This window comes from Paramagnetospirillum magnetotacticum MS-1 (assembly GCF_000829825.1).
GTDB lineage: Bacteria > Pseudomonadota > Alphaproteobacteria > Rhodospirillales > Magnetospirillaceae > Phaeospirillum > Phaeospirillum magnetotacticum.
In genome coordinates, this window is record NZ_JXSL01000030.1 from 1,154,446 (window position 1) to 1,170,589 (window position 16,144).

A 16,144-nucleotide genomic window follows, 5' to 3' on the forward strand; every position below is an offset into this window, starting at 1 on the left:
CGTCTCAATGCCCTCCCAATTGTGCTTCCTGGGCGTGTTCATGGGCTTCGCTCACCGCCACGTCATGCTCGGCGGGGGTCTCGGGATGGGCCATCTGCTTGATGATCAGGCCAGCCGCGGCGATCAGGCCGGGGATGGCGATGATGGTGAACATCTCGGAAAAGCTCATCTGGCGCCGCGACAGTTCCGCCACCAAGGTGGAACCGGCGATGCCGCCGAAGCGTCCCATGCCCAGCATCCAGGCCACACCGGTGGCGCGGCCCGAGGTGGGATAGAACCCGGCGGCCAGGGCGGGCATGGAGGATTGGGCGGTGTTCATCAAGGTGCCCGCCACCAGGACCAGGGCCACCAGAATTCCCACATTGCCCACCGCCTGGCCGATGCCGAAGATGAGCAAGGCGGTCAGGACATAGCCCGCGGCGATCACCTTGTTGCCGTTGGCGCGATCCATCAGCCATCCGAAGAAGATGGCTCCGACGCCCCCTAAGGGGAACAGGGCCGAGATCAGTGTGGCGCTCTTGGGATCGAGACCGGCGTCCTTGAGCAGCAGGGGCATCCAGTTGATCAGGCCGTAGAAGATGACCAGGCCCATGAAATAGGCCAGCCACATCATCATCGAGCCCACCAGATAGCTCCTGGACAGAACCACGCCCAGCCCGGCCTTGCCAGCGGGTGTCTTGGCCGCCGTCTCGGTCATGACGAAGTCCTGGGCGGCGGCGGCGGCGGCGGAAATGCGGGCCAGGACTTTACGGATATGCTCGGTGGGCTTCTTGCGGGCCACCATGTAGCGGATAGATTCCGGCAAGGCCGTTAGCATCAGAACCACCAGGGCCAGGGGCGCGATGCCGCCCAGCACCAGCACCGAACGCCAGCCCCATTGCGGAATCATCCAGGCGGCGAGGAAGCCGCCCAGGGCCGCGCCCAGGGGAAAGCCCGCGAACATGGCATTGGTCAGAAGAGAGCGCCGCTGGTCGGGGCAGTATTCGCTGATCAAGGTCACCGCATTGGGCATGGCGGCGCCCAGACCGATACCGGTAACGAAGCGCAGCACGGTCAGTGCGTCCAGGCTGCCCGCATAGGACGAGCCCAGGCTGGCCAAGGCGAAGAGCAGGGTCGCGCCGGTCAGGACCAAACGGCGGCCGAAGCGGTCGGCCAACGGCCCGGCGGACAGGGCGCCTGCTGCCAGACCGAACAGGGCGGCGGACAGAACGGGGCCGAGCGCGGGCTTGGCGATCCCCCATTCCTTGAGCAGGGAGGGCGCGATATAGCCGATGGCGGCGGTGTCGAATCCGTCCAGCAGCACCACGAAGAAGCACAGCGCGAAGACCGCCCACTGATAGGGCGAGAATCGGCTTTCATTGAGAAAAGTCTGGATATTCAGCGTGTTGGTCTGAGTCATCTCTTGGGTTCCGTCCAGTCTTCTGCCCGAAACCGGGCATGAGGGGGGCGTTGGGCCTCTATCGGGCCCTTGAATTCACTGCTTGTCGGAAAAGGGGGTCAGTCCTCGAAGGGCAGCCCCACATAATTCTCGGCGATGGTGGTTCGCCCGGCCAGGGAATGGACCACATAGTCCAGTTCGGCCTCCAGGGCCCGCTGCTCGAAGGGCGGCGTGTCAGGGAAGCGGTGCAGCAGATTGGTCATCCACCACGAGAAGCGTTCGGCCTTCCAGATGCGGCGCAGGCAGCGTTCGGAATAGCGGTCGATGCCTTTAGTGCTGCGGCCATAGAACTCGATCAGGGCGTGACCGAGAATGCGCACGTCCGATGCCGCCAGATTGAGGCCCTTGGCCCCCGTGGGCGGCACGATATGGGCGGCGTCGCCAGCCAGGAAGAGACGTCCGAACCGCATGGGCTCGGCCACGAAGCTGCGCAAGGGCGCGATGCTCTTTTCCAGGGACGGGCCGGTGATCAAGGCGTCATTGGCCGGGCCGTCGAGACGTTGGCGCAATTCGCCCCAGAAGCGTTCGTCGGACCAGTCCTCCACCTTTTCGCTCAGCGGCACCTGGAGGTAATAGCGCGACCGCGTATGCGAGCGCTGGGAGCACAGGGCGAAGCCGCCCTCGCTCTTGGCATAGATCAGTTCGTGATGGACCGGCGGCGTGTCGGACAAGAGGCCCAGCCAGCCGAAGGGATAGACCCGCTCGAAATTACGGATGGAGCCCTTGGGCACCGAGGCGCGGCACACGCCGTGGAAACCGTCGCAACCGGCGATGAAGTCGCAAGTGATCTCATGGCGTACCCCGTCCTTGAGATAGCTGACGCGGGGGTGGTCGGTGTCGTAATCCGACACCGCCACGTCCTTGGCCTCGTAGACGGTTTTGAGGCCTGCGGCCTGGCGGGCTTGCATCAGGTCGCGGGTCAGTTCGGTCTGGCCATAGACCATCACCTGCTTGCCACCGGTGAGGCCCGCCAGGTCGATGCGGTGGCGGGTGCCGTCCACCAACAGTTCGAAACCGCCATGGGGCAGCCCCTCGGCATGCATGCGCGCCCCTACACCGGCCTCGTCGAGCAGATCGACGCAGACCTGCTCCAACACCCCGGCCCGGATGCGGCCCAGGACGTAGTCACCGGTCTGGGCCTCGAGGATGACGGCGTCGATTCCGGCCTTGGCCAGGAGTTGGCCAAGGATGAGTCCGGATGGACCGGCGCCGATGATGGCGACTTGGACGCGCATGCTGATGCCCTCCCTATCCGAGTGTTTCCATGGCCATCAGGCCCGCCGCGGTGTTGGAGATGGGAATGTGGTAGTTGGTGTGCACCGTCTTGACCTTGTCGCCAAGCGCGCCGCGGCAGGTCAGCCAGTTCAGCAGTTCGATGCCCTGGGTGCCGGTCAGTTCCACCAGATCCTCGTTGGAATACTGGGTCACCCAGTCGGGGTCGGTAACCAGCTTGTCCATGAATTCCAGGTCGAACTTCTTGTTGATGAAGCCCGCCCGCTTCCCCTCCAACTGATGCGACAGGCCGCCGGTCCCCAGCACCACGACGCGGGCGTCGGAGTCCCAGGATTCGATGGCCTTGCCGATGGCGCGGCCGAAAGCCAGGCAACGCTTGGCCGAGGGCAGGGGGAATTGCACGGTGTTCTGGCAGATGGGAATGGTGCGCAAGGCCGCGTTGCGCTTGGGCCACAGCAATTCCAGCGGCAGGGTGAAAGCGTGGTCGACCAGCATTTCCTGACAGGTGGTCAGGTCGAACTCGGCCTCGATCAGCCGGTCGATCAGGTGCCAGGACAGGTCCTGGTCGCCCTTGAAAGGCGCCACGGTGGGAATGCCCCAACCCTCGTCGGCATTGTTGTATTGGGGGGCCGCGCCGATGGAGAAGGTGGGCATCTTGTCGAGGAAGAAGTTCAGCCCGTGGTCGTTATAGACCACCACGGCCACGTCCGGCTTGACCTTGTCCAGCCAGTCATGGACCGGGGGGAAGCCGTCGAAGAAGGGTTTCCAATAGGCGTCCTGCTGCAGGTTGCCCGCGATGGCGCGCCCGATATAGGGCACATGGGTGACGTTGATGCCGCCGACGATCTTGGCCATGATTACTCTCTCCCCGCGGCGACCAGCTTCGCCTGGAATTCTGCCTTGGTGACGCCCGTCTGCTGCGCGCCGACGTCTTGCATGTCCAGCTTGTAGATGCCGCCCAGCTTGGCGATGAAATAGGCGTTGCCGCCCGCGTCCAGCATGTCCAGCACCTGAAGGCTGATCACGGCCTTCTTCTGCTGCTCGTTCAGGCCGAACTTGTCGCAATAGGCGGCGGGGTCCTTGAGGAATTCCTGGCGGTTTTCCTCGGAGTTGAACGAGAAGCACATTTTGTTCAGGGCATAGCCTTTGCGGGCCATATCGCCGTCGAACAGGGTTGTGCCGGGGATGACCCGTTTGGTTTTAGATGCCACGAGATACCTCCTGTCTAATAATCTTCCGTGTCGATTTCGCTCTGGATGGCCGGGCTGTACCTAGCCCCCGACACGGTGGTTTGGTTGATGAGATCATCCAGCCGCGAGATCGTCTCCGGCGGAAGCTTGAGGCCGTCGGCACCCAGATTCTCGTCCAGGTGGTCGATGGATTTGGTGCCAAAAAGGGCGAAAATGTTGTCGCCCTGGGCCAGCAGCCAGGCCAGGCCCAGTTGGGCGGGGGTGCAGCCGGTCTCAATGGCGATGGCCTTGTAGTCGTCCAGCAATTTGAGATTGCGGGCGTAATTTTCGGGCTCGAAGCGCGGCATCTGGCAACGGATGTCCTTAGGTTCGAGCTGGGTCGCCGGATCGGTCAGATTGCCCGTGAGGAAGCCGCGCGCCAGCGGACTGAAGGCCACAAAGGCCGCCCCCAGTTCGCGGCAGGCGTCCAGCACCCCGATCTCGGGATTGCGGGTCCACAGGGAATATTCGCTTTGCACCGCCGTGATGGGGTGTTCGGCATGGGCGCGGCGTAACGTCGCGGCGGAAACCTCGGACAGGCCGATGGTCCTGACCTTGCCCTGTTCCACCAGCCGGGCCAGGGCGCCGACGCTTTCCTCGATGGGGACCTGGAAATCGCGGCGGTGCAGGTAATAAAGATCGATCACATCGGTTCCCAGCCGGGTCAGACTTTCCTCGCAAGTGCGTAAGATGGTCTCGGGCCGTCCGTCGATGACCTTCTTGCCGTCCACTCCGGTCATGCCGCATTTGCTGGCCAGCGTGATGTGCTGGCGGTGAGGTTTGAGCACCGCGCCGACCAAGCTTTCGTTGGAGCCGAAGCCGTACAGCGCCGCCGTGTCGAAGAAATCGACGCCCGCCTCCAGGGCACGCCGCAGCAAGGCCTCCGCCGCTTCGCGCCCCGGGGGCGTGCCGTAGGCGTGGCTCAAGTTCATGCAGCCCAGGGTGAGGGCGGTGGCGTTGAAGGGACCGATGCGGCGCTTTTCCATCACAGGGCCTGCTTCAACTGCTGTTCAAGGCGATGCAGAGTCCGATAGCAGGGCAGAACCTTGGCCACGCTGGCATTGGGCTCGCGCCCCTCGCGGATGGCGGCCAGGAATTCGCGGTCCTGCAATTCGATGCCGTTCATGGAGACGTCCACCTTGGTGACGTCGATGGGCTGGTCCTTGCCGTCGAACAGATCATCGTAGCGGGCGATATAGGTGCCCGTGTCGCCGATATAGCGGAAGAAGGTCCCCAGCGGTCCCTCGTTATTGAAAGACAAGGACAAGGTGCAGATGGCCCCGGTGCTGGACTTCAGCTGAATGGACATATCCATGGCGATGCCCAGTTCGGGGTGGATGGGGCCTTGCAGGATATTGGCGGCGACGATCTCGCCGCCTGCCTGATAGGCGAACAGATCCACGGTATGGGCGGCGTGGTGCCACAAAAGATGATCGGTCCAGCAACGCGGCTGGCCCAGGGCGTTGATATTGGTGCGGCGGAAGAAATAGGTCTGCACATCCATCTGCTGGATGGCGAACGCGCCGGATGTGACCTTGTTGTGGACCCATTGATGGCTGGGGTTGAAGCGCCTGGTATGGCCGCACATGGCGACCTTGCCGGTCTGCTGTTGCAGCATTACCAGGCTTTCCGCATCGGCCAGATTGTCGGCCATGGGGATCTCCACCATCACATGCTTGCCCGCCTTGAGGCAGGCCATGGCCTGGGAGGCGTGAAGCTGGGTGGGCGTGGTCAGGATGACGGCATCCACCTGCGCTAGGGCCAGGGACTCGGCCAGATCATGGGCCACATGGGCAATGCCGTATTTGGCGGCGATCTCCTCGGGCTTGTCTTCGGCCCGGCTGACCAGGGAGACCACCTGGACGCCATCGATCACTTTCAGCGCGTCCAGATGCTTGACGCCGAAGGCTCCGGCACCGATCAGGGCGATGTTGACGGGCTTGCTCATGACGATCAGGTCCTTTCTTCCGGCCAATAAAGCCGCATGGGATTGTCCACCAGCAGCTTGCGCCGCAGTTCGGGCGTGGACGCGATATGGGGGATGAAATCCACCAGCAGCCCGTCATCGGGCATGTGGTCCTTCAGATTGGGATGGGGCCAGTCGGTGCCCCACAGCACCCGGTCGGGGAAGGTCTCGACGATGGCCTTGGCGAAGGGCACCACGTCGCGGTAGGCGGCCCGTTCGCCGTCCAGGGCCTTGGGGCCGCTGAGCGACAGGCGCTCGGGGCAACTGACCTTGCTCCACACATTGGGATAGTCGCGCATGAACTTGACGAACAGCTCGAACTCGGGCCCATCCACCGGCTTGGTGACGTCCGGGCGGCCCATATGATCGACCACCACGGTGGTGGGAAGGGCGGTGAAGAAGTCCCATAATTCGGGCAGATCGACGGCCTCGAAATAGATCACCACATGCCAGCCCAAGGGCGCGATGCGGGCCGCGATCTCCATCAACTCGTCCTTAGGCGTGAAGTCCACCAGACGCTTCACGAAATTGAAGCGCACGCCCCGTACGCCCGCCGCATGCATCTCGGCCAGTTCGGCATCGCTGACCGAGCGCTTCACCGTGGCCACGCCGCGCGCTTTTCCATTGGAGGCCTTCAGGGCATCGACCATGGCGCGGTTATCGGCACCGTGGCAGGTGGCCTGGACGATGACGTTGCGGGCAAAGCCCAGATGGTCCCTGAGGGCGAAAAGCTGGTCCTTGGACGCGTCGCAGGGGGTGTATTTGCGCTCGGGCGCGAAGGGGAACAGGTGGCCGGGGCCGAAGACATGGCAATGGGCGTCGACGGCGCCGGGCGGCGGCACGAAAGCGGGTTTGGAGGGACCGGCATACCAGTCGAGCCAGCCAGGAGTCTTCTCGAAGGTCATGACGGGTCCCCTTGCTTGATGGCGGCCAGGATGCGGTCGGCCTCGATCCGCCAATCGCCCGATTTGGCGAAACCGGCGGCGGATTTGGCGCCGAAGACGCCCGCATCGGCCCAATCGGCGATCTGGGCCTGACGCTCGGCGGTGCCGCTGGCCGAGAAGGGATCAAGCCCGACCTCGCGCACCGTCTGGGCCACTTCGCGCACTTCCTCGGCGCGGCGCCGCCCGTGCAAGATCACCCGCTGGAAGAAATAGGCGCCCAGCTTCTCCCACTCCATGCCGGGAAAGGTTTCCACCAGCGAGGCGATCACCGCGTCTTCCACGCCATAGGCCCGGGCGGTGGTGAAGCTTTCGATGACCATGGACTCCAGGCCCTTGATCATGATGGACCGGCACATCTTGGTGGCCGAGGCCACGCCCAGCGTGTCCGATGCCAGTTTGGCGGCGAAGCCCAGACCGTTGAGCAAGGGTTCCAGCGCGCCCGCCTCCGGGCCGCCCAGCAGCAGCGGCACCTTGATGCGATAAGGCGGCACCGAGGTCATCACCGCGCCCTCGACGAAGCGCCCTTGCGCCCCGGTCACCAAACTGGCGGCCTGAGTCTTGGCCTTGGGCGAGGCCGAGTTGAAATCCAGATACCAGGTCCCGGCCTTGAGCCCCGGCGCGCAAGACCCGGCCACCGCGACCGCCTGGGACGCGGTCACCGCCGAGATCACCAGGCCCGACATGGCGGCCAGGGCGGCGTGGTTCGACACCAGTTCCACCCCGAAGCGCGCCGCGTGTTCACGCAACTCGCTCTCGGCCGCGCCGCCCAATTTGATGTCGTAGGCGGCGACGGTCACGCCTTGGGCGCGCAGATCCTCGGCGAGGATGCGGCCCACCTCGCCATAGCCGATCAGACCGATGGAGCAGTGAAGAGGGTTGTCGGGCGGAGTCATGACGGGCCTTTCTCCGTCATCCCCGCGAAAGCGGGGATCCAGGGGGTGCGTCGCCGATTTCTCCGCGACTCCTGGCCCCCCGCTTTCGCGGGGGTGACGAAGCCGGGGGGCGGTGACATCATCGGACTAATCCACATACTTCAACCCCGCTGCGGCCAGGGCGTCGCGCATCTTGTACATGTCGAGGCCCAGTTCACCGGCGGCGAGGCGGGCGCGCTTGGCCGCTTCGTTGTCTTCCCGCGCCTGCGCCGCGTCGGCGGCGGCCTGGGCCACGGCGGCGGGGACCACCACCACGCCGTCGTCGTCGGCCACCACCACATCGCCCGGATTCACCAGGGCTCCGGCGCAGACGACCGGGATATTGACCGATCCCAGCGTCGCCTTGATGGTGCCCTTGGCACTGATGGCCTTGGAGAAGACGGGGAAGTTCATGGCGGTGAGGTCTTTGACGTCCCTCACGCCCGCGTCGATCACCAGACCCACCGCGCCCCGCGCCCGGAACGAAGTGGCCAGCAGGTCGCCGAAGAAGCCGTCGGTGCAGTCGGCGGTCACCGCCGCGATCACCACGTCACCGGGCTGAATCTGCTCGGCCGCCACATGCATCATCCAGTTGTCGCCGGGGTGCAGCAGCACGGTCACCGCCGTGCCGCACAGATGCGCGCCGGTATAGATGGGGCGCATAGTGGGCTTCATCAGCCCGACCCGGCCCATGGCCTCGTGGATGGTGGCGACGCCGAATTTGGAGAGCTTGTCCACCGCGGCCTTGTCGGCGCGGGTGATGTTGCGTTTGACGATACCGAGATTGTTCATGGTCAGAGCCCCTTGGCCTTGAGCGCCCGGTCCAGGCGGGGATAGACGCGCCGCGCATTGCCCTCGTAGACCTTGAACCGGTCTTCCTCCGAGAGATTCAGCGTGGCCTCGATGTAGCGCTTGGTGTCGTCGTAATAGTGGCCGGTCTCGGGGTCGATGCCCCTGACCGCGCCGATCATCTCGGAGGCGAACAAGATGTTGTCCACCGGGATCACCTTGGTCAGCAGGTCGATGCCCGGCTGGTGATAGACGCAGGTGTCGAAGAAGATGTTGTTCAGCAGATGGTCGCGCAGCAACGGCTTCTTCAGTTCCTGGGCCAGCCCCCGGAAGCGGCCCCAGTGATAGGGAACCGCGCCGCCGCCGTGCGGAATGATGAACTTGAGGGTCGGAAAGTCTTTGAACAGATCCGAGGTCAGGCACTGCATGAAGGCGGTGGTGTCGGCGTTGAGGTAATGGGCGCCGGTGGTGTGGAAACATGAATTGCACGATGTGGAGACATGCACCATGGCGGGCAGTTCGTATTCCACCATGGCCTCGTAGATGGGATACCACGAGCGGTCCGAAAGCGGCGGCGAGGTCCAGTGCCCGCCCGAAGGATCGGGATTGAGGTTGATGGCGACGAAGCCGTAATCCTTCACGCACTTCTCGATCTCAGGGATACAGGTCTTGGGATCGACGCCAGGACTTTGCGGCAGCATGGCCGCGCCGATGAAATTGTCGGGAAACAGCCCGGCCACGCGGGCGCACAGCTCGTTGCAGATGGCGGCCCAGGTGGAACTGGTCTGGAAATCACCGATATGATGCGCCATGAAGCTGGCGCGGGGAGAGAAGATGGTGAGGTCGGAACCCCGCTCCTTCATCTTGGCCAACTGGTTGGTGATGATGGTCTCGCGCAGATCATCGTCGCTGATCTTCAGCTCCGAGACCTTTGGGGTCTGGCTTGGGTCCTTCAATCCGGCGATCTGGCGGTTGCGCCACTCCTCCAGCGCCTTGGGCGCCGTGGTGTAATGGCCGTGGATATCGATGATCATGCGGATTTTCCTTCCCAGATCGCGGCGGGGATCATCACCTCGCCCTTCATCAACAGTCGTGCGGTGCGCAGCAGCGCGGCACGAATGACTTTCTCGGGGTCTTGCGGGTCCAGTTCCAACTCGACGCTGAACTCGCCCGTGGGGTGCTCGACGGCGACGGTCTTGATGCGGCCATCGGGCACGCTGGCCAGTCCCTCGGTGACCGAGCCTTTCAGAACACAGGCGGTGGCCACGGTAACGGCGGCCAGCACGCCGATGGCGTCATGACAGACATGGGGAATGAAGCAGCGGGTTCCCACCGCGCCTCCGGTCGAGGGCGGCGCCACCAGACACATCTTGGGATAGTTCTTGGGCGTCACGTCGCCCAGGCCCATCAGGTGGCCTGCCTTGATTCGCAGGGTCTCGATGCGGGCCTTGAGTTCGGCATCGGCATTCATGGCCTCGACGCTTTCCGAGCCGTTGCGGCCCATGTCGGCGGCCCGGAACAGCACCATGGGCATGCCGTTGTCGATACAGGTGATTTCCAGCCCGTCGATGACGTCCTTGACCCGGCCCGTGGGCAGCAGGCCGGAACAGACCGATCCGGCGGTGTCGAGGAAGTTGATGGCGATGGGGGCAGAACTGCCGGGCACCCCGTCGATACGGGCCTCGCCTTCGTAGTTCACGCGGCCGCCGGGGGTCTGGACCGTGATGTCGCAGGCCATATGGGTATTAAGCGTCAGCACGCGCAGGGTGGTGGTTTCGCCTTGAGGTTTGACGATGCCGCGCTCCAGGGCGAAGGGCACCACGGCGGCCAGCATATTGCCGCAATTGGGCGTGGTGTCGACGGTGTCGGAATTGGGCTGCAACTGGGCGAACAGGAAGTCGAGATCGATTCCGTCCGTTGTGCTGGGCCGCACGATGCCCACTTTGCTGGTCAGGGGATGGCCCCCGCCCAACCCGTCGATCTGGCGGGCATGGGGCGAGCCCATGACGGCCAGCAGCACCTTGTCCCGCAGGGCGACATCGGACGGCAGGTCGCTCTCCACAAAGAACGGCCCGCGCGATGTGCCGCCGCGCATGAACAGGCAAGGGATCGGGGTCTGCATGACGTCGGGCCTCCCAGCATTCGACTTTGTCATGGTGACAAATCCGCGCCGGTTCACCAAGCCCCCCTGGGGCACTTTCAGCTATAGCAGATTGTTATAACTGGAATGGTTTTAGTCCATTTCTGTTTTCACCAGATCCTGCAACAGGGCCATGGCGCGGCGCCCCAGCGGCGTGATGGGTTTGTGGGCGGAAACGGCCATGAACAAGGTGCTGGACACGGAAGGGTCCACCAGTCGGCGCAGGCTGAAGGTTCCGGCGCGGCGCCAGGAGGCCAGGGCTGTCTCGGTCAGCACCGCATGGCCATAGCCAGCTGCCACCAGATCCAGGATGGAGGGGATGGAGGACACTTCCATCACCACTTTGAGGCGCACCCCGGCAAAACCCGCCTGGGCCTCCAGAAGACGGCGCATGGCGTGGCCGCGTTCGGGCAGGATCAGGGGATAGGCCCCCAATTCCGACCAGCGCAGAGGGGCGGAACTCTCGTCGGCCGGTCCCACCAAACCCAGCGGCTCGTCAGTGAGGCGGGTCACCTCGATGGCCGGGTTGGGCTCGGGATTGTGGACCAGGCCCAGATCGACGCGGCCAGTGGCGATCCATTCGGTGACATGGGTGGACAGGCCCTCGACGATGGCCAGACGCGCCTTGGGCAAGGTGGTGCGGAAGCGTTCCACCAAAGGCAGGATCAAGCGCCGTCCGATGCTGGGCGGCAATCCGATGACGATGCGGCCCGCCGGTTCGCCGCGCGCCGATTCCAGATCCTCGGTGGCGCGTTCCACCGATTGCAAAATGCCCACCGCATGGTCGAACAGCTTTTGTCCGGCCTCGGTCAGGGCCACGCCGCGCCCGGTACGGTGCAGCAGATTGGCGCGCAGATCGGTTTCCAGCAGCCGCACTTGGCGCGACAGCGCGGGCTGGGCGATATCAAGCACCATGGCCGCCTTGCTGAAGCTGCCCAGCTCGGCGACGCGCACGAAATATTCCAGCTGTTTGAGGTTCATGGGCGCCCTCGTCAGGCCGGGGCGTATTCCGCCATGCAGTTGGGAGTCTCCCAGACGCGGACCGCCACCAGCCGGGCGGTGGCGTCGGAGCGTTTGCGCACCGGGGCGACCAGCACCTCGAACCAGTGCTTGGCCAGGCATTCGGCGGTGGGTTGGAAGGGCACCACATATAGCTTGGTGCCCATGCGCGTGCTGGTGGTCAGCGCCGCGCCCTTCTCCTTGACCTCGGCCAGGATGGATTCGGCCCACCCCACCGCGCCTTGGGGCGCGAACAGGGCCAACAGTTCCCCATCGGCCGAAGAGGCGATGAAGCCGTGATCGCACGGCGCGTCGATGAGACGCATCATCTCGTCCTTGAGAAAGCCGAAATCCACCACCATGTCGGTCTGCTCGCCGCTGGGATGCAGGTGCGACGCCTCGCACTCCACCTCGATCACATAGCGGTGGCCGTGCAGGTTCCGGCATTTGGAGCCGTGGGTCATGATGCGGTGTCCGGCATCGATCTCGATGCGGCGGCGGACGCGGAAGGTGGACATCTAAGGTATTCCAACGATCTTGTGGGTCTGCAGGCTGAGCCGCCAGCGCGGATGAGTCAAGCAATGGGCGATGGCGGCGGCGGTATTGGCGGCCCGATCCGGCCCGTCCATGGGCTGGAGCAGGAAATGGGCGAAGTCCAGATGCTCGAAAGCTTCGGGCGCCGCGCCGTCCTGGGGGAAGACCAGTTTCAACTCGTCGCCCCTGGTCACCATCAGCTCTGTCCCGGCCTTGGGGCTGACGCAGACCCAGTCCAGGCCGGAGGGCAGACCCAATGTGCCGTTGGTTTCCACCGCCACCGAAAAGCCCAGGCCGTGCAGCGCATGGATCAGCGTCTCGTCCAGTTGCAGGCCCGGCTCGCCGCCGGTCACCACCACATAGCGGGTGGAGCCGCCCACGGCTTTCACCGCCTCGGCCAGGCTTTGGGCATCGGAATATTTTACGCCGCCGACGAAGTCGGTGTCGCAGAAACGGCAGACGGCCTTGGCGCGGTCTTCCTGGCGTCCGCTCCACAAATTGCAGCCGGAAAAGCGCAGGAAGACCGCCGCGCGGCCCGCCTGGACGCCTTCGCCCTGCAAGGAGTGGAAGATTTCGCGGACGGTGTAGGACATGAGACCGGCGATCCTTTGGTGCCGCCGGTCTCCTGCCGCCATTGCGGCGGCGGCCAAGGGCGCGGGAGCGCCCGCCCGGCGAGGGGCTAATAAAATCAGTGATCCGAGCCGTGGAGAATTTCGTCGGTGATGCCGGTCTCGTAGTCCAGCCCGGCAGGCGTCAGGGTCACCGCCATGGGAAAGCTGGCGCGGATCAGGCCCTTGCGCTCCAGCGCCACCCAGACCGCGCCATTGGCCAGGCCCGAAGCGTCCTTGCTCATCACCACCTTGCGGCCGACGTGGAAGTGGTTGCCATGGGGATGGGGCAGCGCCGACAAGAAGACCTCGCCGCTTTCGGTACGGGTCGAGGTCTCGGGATGGCGGGCCAGTTCCTGGAACAGGACCAGGGTCTTCAATTGCAGCGCATTGAGCTTCAAGGGATTGGCGCGGGGCGGCATGGGCGTCGACTCCTCAAGGGGATTGGGGGGCGGCATCATGGCACCTGCCGCCCCCCGATTCCAAGAGTCCTTGCCGCAAGACTGGCGATCAGGCGGCGATTTCACGCAGAAAGGCCGAGACTTCCCGTTCCAGTTCACTGCTTTGGCTGCGCAGCTGATCGGCGGCGGCGAATACGGTCCGGGCCATGGCGCCGGTCTCGCTGGCCGCGCCCACTACGCCGGTGATGTTGTGCACCACCTCGCGCGTGCCCGCGGCGGCGTGTTCCACATTGCGCGAGATCTCGGAGGCTGCGGCGCCCTGCTGCTCCACGGCGCCCGCGATGGAAGCAGACATCTCGTTGATATGGGCGATAGTCTGGGCGATTCCGGCCAGGGCGGCCACGGCTGTACCCGTTTCTTCCCTTACGGCGGCGATCTGGCGCGCGATATCCTCGGTGGCGCGCGAGGTCTGGCCCGCCAGATTCTTCACCTCGTGGGCCACCACGGCAAATCCCTTGCCCGCCTCGCCAGCGCGGGCCGATTCGATGGTGGCGTTCAAGGCCAGCAGATTGGTCTGGCTGGCGATATCGTTGATCAGGCTGAGAACCTGACCGATCCGCTCCACCGCCTCGGTCAGGCCGGAGATGCGGCCATTGGCGGCCTCGGCCTCGCGCGATGCCGCTTCGACGATGGTGGTGGATTGACGGACCTGGGAGGAAATCTCCTCGATGGAAGCGGAGAGTTGGCTGCCCGCCGAGGCCACGCTTTCCACGCTGGCCGCCGATTGCTCGGTGGCGGCCGAGACGGCGGCGCCCTGGGCGTGCGTCTGCTGGGCATTGGCCGACAGGTTTTCCGAAGCGGAATGCAGTTTCTCGGCGGACTCCTTGATCCGTCCCAACATGGCGATCACCGCCTGGTCAAAGCGCCGCGTGGCGGCCTCGATCCGCTGCTGGCGGGCTTGAAGCCGCGCCTGGTCGTCATGCTCGGCCAGGCGGCGGGCCTCGGCCTCGATCAGACCCTGGCGCCAGCCGTCCAGGGCGCGGGCCAGGGGGCCGACCTCGTCCGTGCGATGGGTTTCGGGCACCTTGGCGTCAAGCGCGCCGCCGCCCAAACGGCCCACGGCTTCGCCCAGGCGCGCCAGGGGCGCGATGATCGCCCGCGACATGCCCGCCACCAAGGCCATGGTTGCCAGGGCGAAGACGAGAGTGATGGCCGTCACCAGGATCTTGTAGGTGGCTTCGCTGTCGGCGGCCTGGGCTTCCACCGCCTTGGACAAAGCGTCGGAGCGGGTCACCACGGTATCAATGGCCGCCCGATGGGCGGCGTAGTCGGCGCTGAGGCTTTTGAAGGACGCCTGGGCCGCGGCCAGATCGCCCCGTTCCAGGGCGGGGAAATAGGTGCCGAAGACCTGATCGTAGAAGCGGAGGGCGGGTTTGTAGGACTCCACCAGCAGCCCGTCCTTCACCGAGACATCCAGATCCTGGGCCTGCCAGTACTGATGGCGGTCGTCGTAATCCTTGCGCAGGCGGGTCATGGCCGTCTTGAACTCGGCCAGTTCGGCGGGGGTGGCGGTCAGTGCCTGTGAGGCGACCAGATAGGATTCAAGGATGTATTCGGGCGGAGGAAGGATGTCGGCCACCAGATCCTTGACCTGGACGATGCGGCCATAAACCGGCCCATTGACCTTGAGTTCGCCCAGGACCATTCCCCAGGCCAGGGAAATTCCCGCCAGCACGATGGCAATGGTAAAGGCAAGGGCGGTCAGCTTGCCCTTGAGCGTGACGAAACTCGGCATTCCTGGTCTCCGGGAACGGGATCATTGGTGGGCGCGCGGGCGCCCAAAATTTAATCAGATACAAAGCCTAAGGATTAGGCGGTGGGGTTGTATCAAAAAATAGGCAAATTTCAACGTAAAGAATCAATGGAATAGAAAATTTAATACTTCTGTCAAAATCTCATATTTCCATGGTTATGGCGGCGCCTGTTGCATTAATGGGACTCTATTATCCGCAATTCACCGGGAAGACATGTTCACACGCAATTTTGATTGCATGTTCATAGAAATTCTATCAATTGAAATTGCTTGTGGCGTCGAATGAGTTCATTCACCGTGACTTGGCGTCACGGCGAAGAACGGGGCGGGGCCTGCCAGTCGCCCGTCAGCGCCTGGACCACGGCCAGGGCGGCGATGGCGGCGGTTTCGGCCCTGAGGATTCTCGGCCCCAATCCCACGGCGCGGGCAAAGGATTTCGAGCCGATCAGGCGACGCTCCTCCGCGTCGAATCCCCCCTCGGGGCCGACCAGCAGCGCCAGCTTTTCGCCCGGCATGCCGTTCAGCACATGGGCCAGGGGGATTCCGCTTCCACCTTCATCCAGAAACAGCAAAATGCGGTCGGTGGGCCAGTCGGCCAACACCTTGTCCAGAGGACAGGGTTCGGACAGTTGCGGCACGCTCAGGCGCTCGCACTGCTCGGCCGCCTCGATCAGATGGGCGCGCAGCCGGTCGGTATTGACCCGTCCCGCATTGGTGCGCCGGGTAAAGACGGGCATAAGCAATGACACGCCCAGCTCCGCCGCCTTTTCCACCACCAGATCGGTGCGGTCTTTCTTCAAGGGCGCGGCCAGCAGCCACAAATCGGGTTCGGGGGCCTGGGGCCGGGTCTGGCGCTCCGGCACCAGGGCGGCGCCCGCCTTGGGCAGTGCTGCGATCCGCGCCGCCCACTCGCCGTCGGTTCCGTTGAACAGCAACACCATCTCACCCAGTTCGGCGCGCATCACCGAGGCCAGGTAATGGGTCTGGTCGCGGGTCAGCGCCACGGCCACGCCCTCCGAGAGAGGGGCGTCGACGAAGAGGCGGAAACGGGGCCGGGACGTGGTGTCGCTCATGGCTTCCTTTTACGCCGACGGCTTCCATTGGGGAAGCGTGCTTGACCTCGCCCTCGACCCGGCCTA

At 64.4% G+C, this 16,144-nt stretch carries 17 protein-coding genes; all 17 read right to left on the reverse strand.

Annotated features, from left to right (window positions below):
* Positions 1-4: 4 nt before the first annotated feature.
* Positions 5-1,399 (reverse strand): MFS transporter, encoded by a 1,395-nt coding sequence (locus CCC_RS17995; RefSeq protein ID WP_009869936.1) that lies wholly within the window; start codon positions 1,397-1,399, stop codon positions 5-7.
* A 98-nt stretch (positions 1,400-1,497) separates the two neighbouring features.
* Positions 1,498-2,673, reverse strand: a complete 1,176-nt coding sequence (pobA, locus tag CCC_RS18000; RefSeq protein WP_009869937.1) for a 4-hydroxybenzoate 3-monooxygenase — start codon at positions 2,671-2,673, stop codon at positions 1,498-1,500.
* 13 nt (positions 2,674-2,686) lie between these two features.
* On the reverse strand, positions 2,687-3,526 hold the full coding sequence (locus CCC_RS18005; protein ID WP_009869938.1) for a class III extradiol dioxygenase family protein: 840 nt from the start codon (positions 3,524-3,526) through the stop codon (positions 2,687-2,689).
* A 2-nt stretch (positions 3,527-3,528) separates the two neighbouring features.
* A complete protein-coding gene (locus CCC_RS18010; RefSeq protein WP_041042261.1) occupies positions 3,529-3,882 on the reverse strand; it encodes a protocatechuate 4,5-dioxygenase subunit alpha in 354 nt (117 codons plus the stop codon).
* 14 nt (positions 3,883-3,896) lie between these two features.
* Entirely contained in the window at positions 3,897-4,886 is a 990-nt protein-coding gene (locus CCC_RS18015; protein WP_041042263.1) for an aldo/keto reductase, read from the reverse strand.
* Positions 4,886-5,848 carry a Gfo/Idh/MocA family oxidoreductase gene (locus tag CCC_RS18020; protein ID WP_009870950.1) on the reverse strand — a complete coding sequence of 321 codons (963 nt, stop codon included), beginning with the start codon at positions 5,846-5,848 and terminating at the stop codon, positions 4,886-4,888. The genes CCC_RS18015 and CCC_RS18020 overlap by 1 nt, the downstream gene beginning before the upstream one ends.
* 5 nt (positions 5,849-5,853) lie before the next feature.
* Positions 5,854-6,771, reverse strand: coding sequence for an amidohydrolase family protein (locus tag CCC_RS18025; protein ID WP_009870949.1), 918 nt, complete (start codon positions 6,769-6,771; stop codon positions 5,854-5,856).
* Entirely contained in the window at positions 6,768-7,703 is a 936-nt protein-coding gene (locus CCC_RS18030) for an NAD(P)-dependent oxidoreductase (RefSeq protein WP_009870948.1), read from the reverse strand. The genes CCC_RS18025 and CCC_RS18030 overlap by 4 nt, the downstream gene beginning before the upstream one ends.
* Before the next feature lie 126 nt (positions 7,704-7,829).
* A complete protein-coding gene (ligK, locus tag CCC_RS18035) occupies positions 7,830-8,513 on the reverse strand; it encodes a 4-carboxy-4-hydroxy-2-oxoadipate aldolase/oxaloacetate decarboxylase (protein WP_009870947.1) in 684 nt (227 codons plus the stop codon).
* Positions 8,514-8,515: 2 nt separating this feature from the next.
* Positions 8,516-9,544 carry an amidohydrolase family protein gene (locus CCC_RS18040; protein WP_009870946.1) on the reverse strand — a complete coding sequence of 343 codons (1,029 nt, stop codon included), beginning with the start codon at positions 9,542-9,544 and terminating at the stop codon, positions 8,516-8,518.
* Positions 9,541-10,632 (reverse strand): 4-oxalomesaconate tautomerase, encoded by a 1,092-nt coding sequence (locus CCC_RS18045; protein WP_009870945.1) that lies wholly within the window; start codon positions 10,630-10,632, stop codon positions 9,541-9,543. The genes CCC_RS18040 and CCC_RS18045 overlap by 4 nt, the downstream gene beginning before the upstream one ends.
* 111 nt (positions 10,633-10,743) lie before the next feature.
* Complete coding sequence (locus tag CCC_RS18050) at positions 10,744-11,631, reverse strand: LysR family transcriptional regulator (protein ID WP_009870944.1); 888 nt, start codon at positions 11,629-11,631, stop codon at positions 10,744-10,746.
* A gap of 11 nt (positions 11,632-11,642) precedes the next feature.
* Positions 11,643-12,167: a 6-pyruvoyl trahydropterin synthase family protein gene (locus tag CCC_RS18055; protein WP_009870943.1), complete on the reverse strand. Its 525-nt coding sequence runs from the start codon at positions 12,165-12,167 to the stop codon at positions 11,643-11,645.
* The gene (gene queE / locus CCC_RS18060) at positions 12,168-12,776 is read right to left on the reverse strand and encodes a 7-carboxy-7-deazaguanine synthase (RefSeq protein WP_009870942.1); all 609 of its coding nucleotides are present in this window, start codon (positions 12,774-12,776) and stop codon (positions 12,168-12,170) included. It lies immediately after the preceding gene.
* 95 nt (positions 12,777-12,871) lie between these two features.
* Positions 12,872-13,213 carry a hypothetical protein gene (locus CCC_RS18065; RefSeq protein ID WP_041042606.1) on the reverse strand — a complete coding sequence of 114 codons (342 nt, stop codon included), beginning with the start codon at positions 13,211-13,213 and terminating at the stop codon, positions 12,872-12,874.
* A gap of 88 nt (positions 13,214-13,301) precedes the next feature.
* A complete protein-coding gene (locus CCC_RS18070) occupies positions 13,302-14,987 on the reverse strand; it encodes a methyl-accepting chemotaxis protein (protein WP_009870940.1) in 1,686 nt (561 codons plus the stop codon).
* 326 nt (positions 14,988-15,313) lie between these two features.
* On the reverse strand, positions 15,314-16,078 hold the full coding sequence (locus CCC_RS18075; RefSeq protein WP_009870939.1) for a 16S rRNA (uracil(1498)-N(3))-methyltransferase: 765 nt from the start codon (positions 16,076-16,078) through the stop codon (positions 15,314-15,316).
* Between the last annotated feature and the right edge of the window lie 66 nt (positions 16,079-16,144).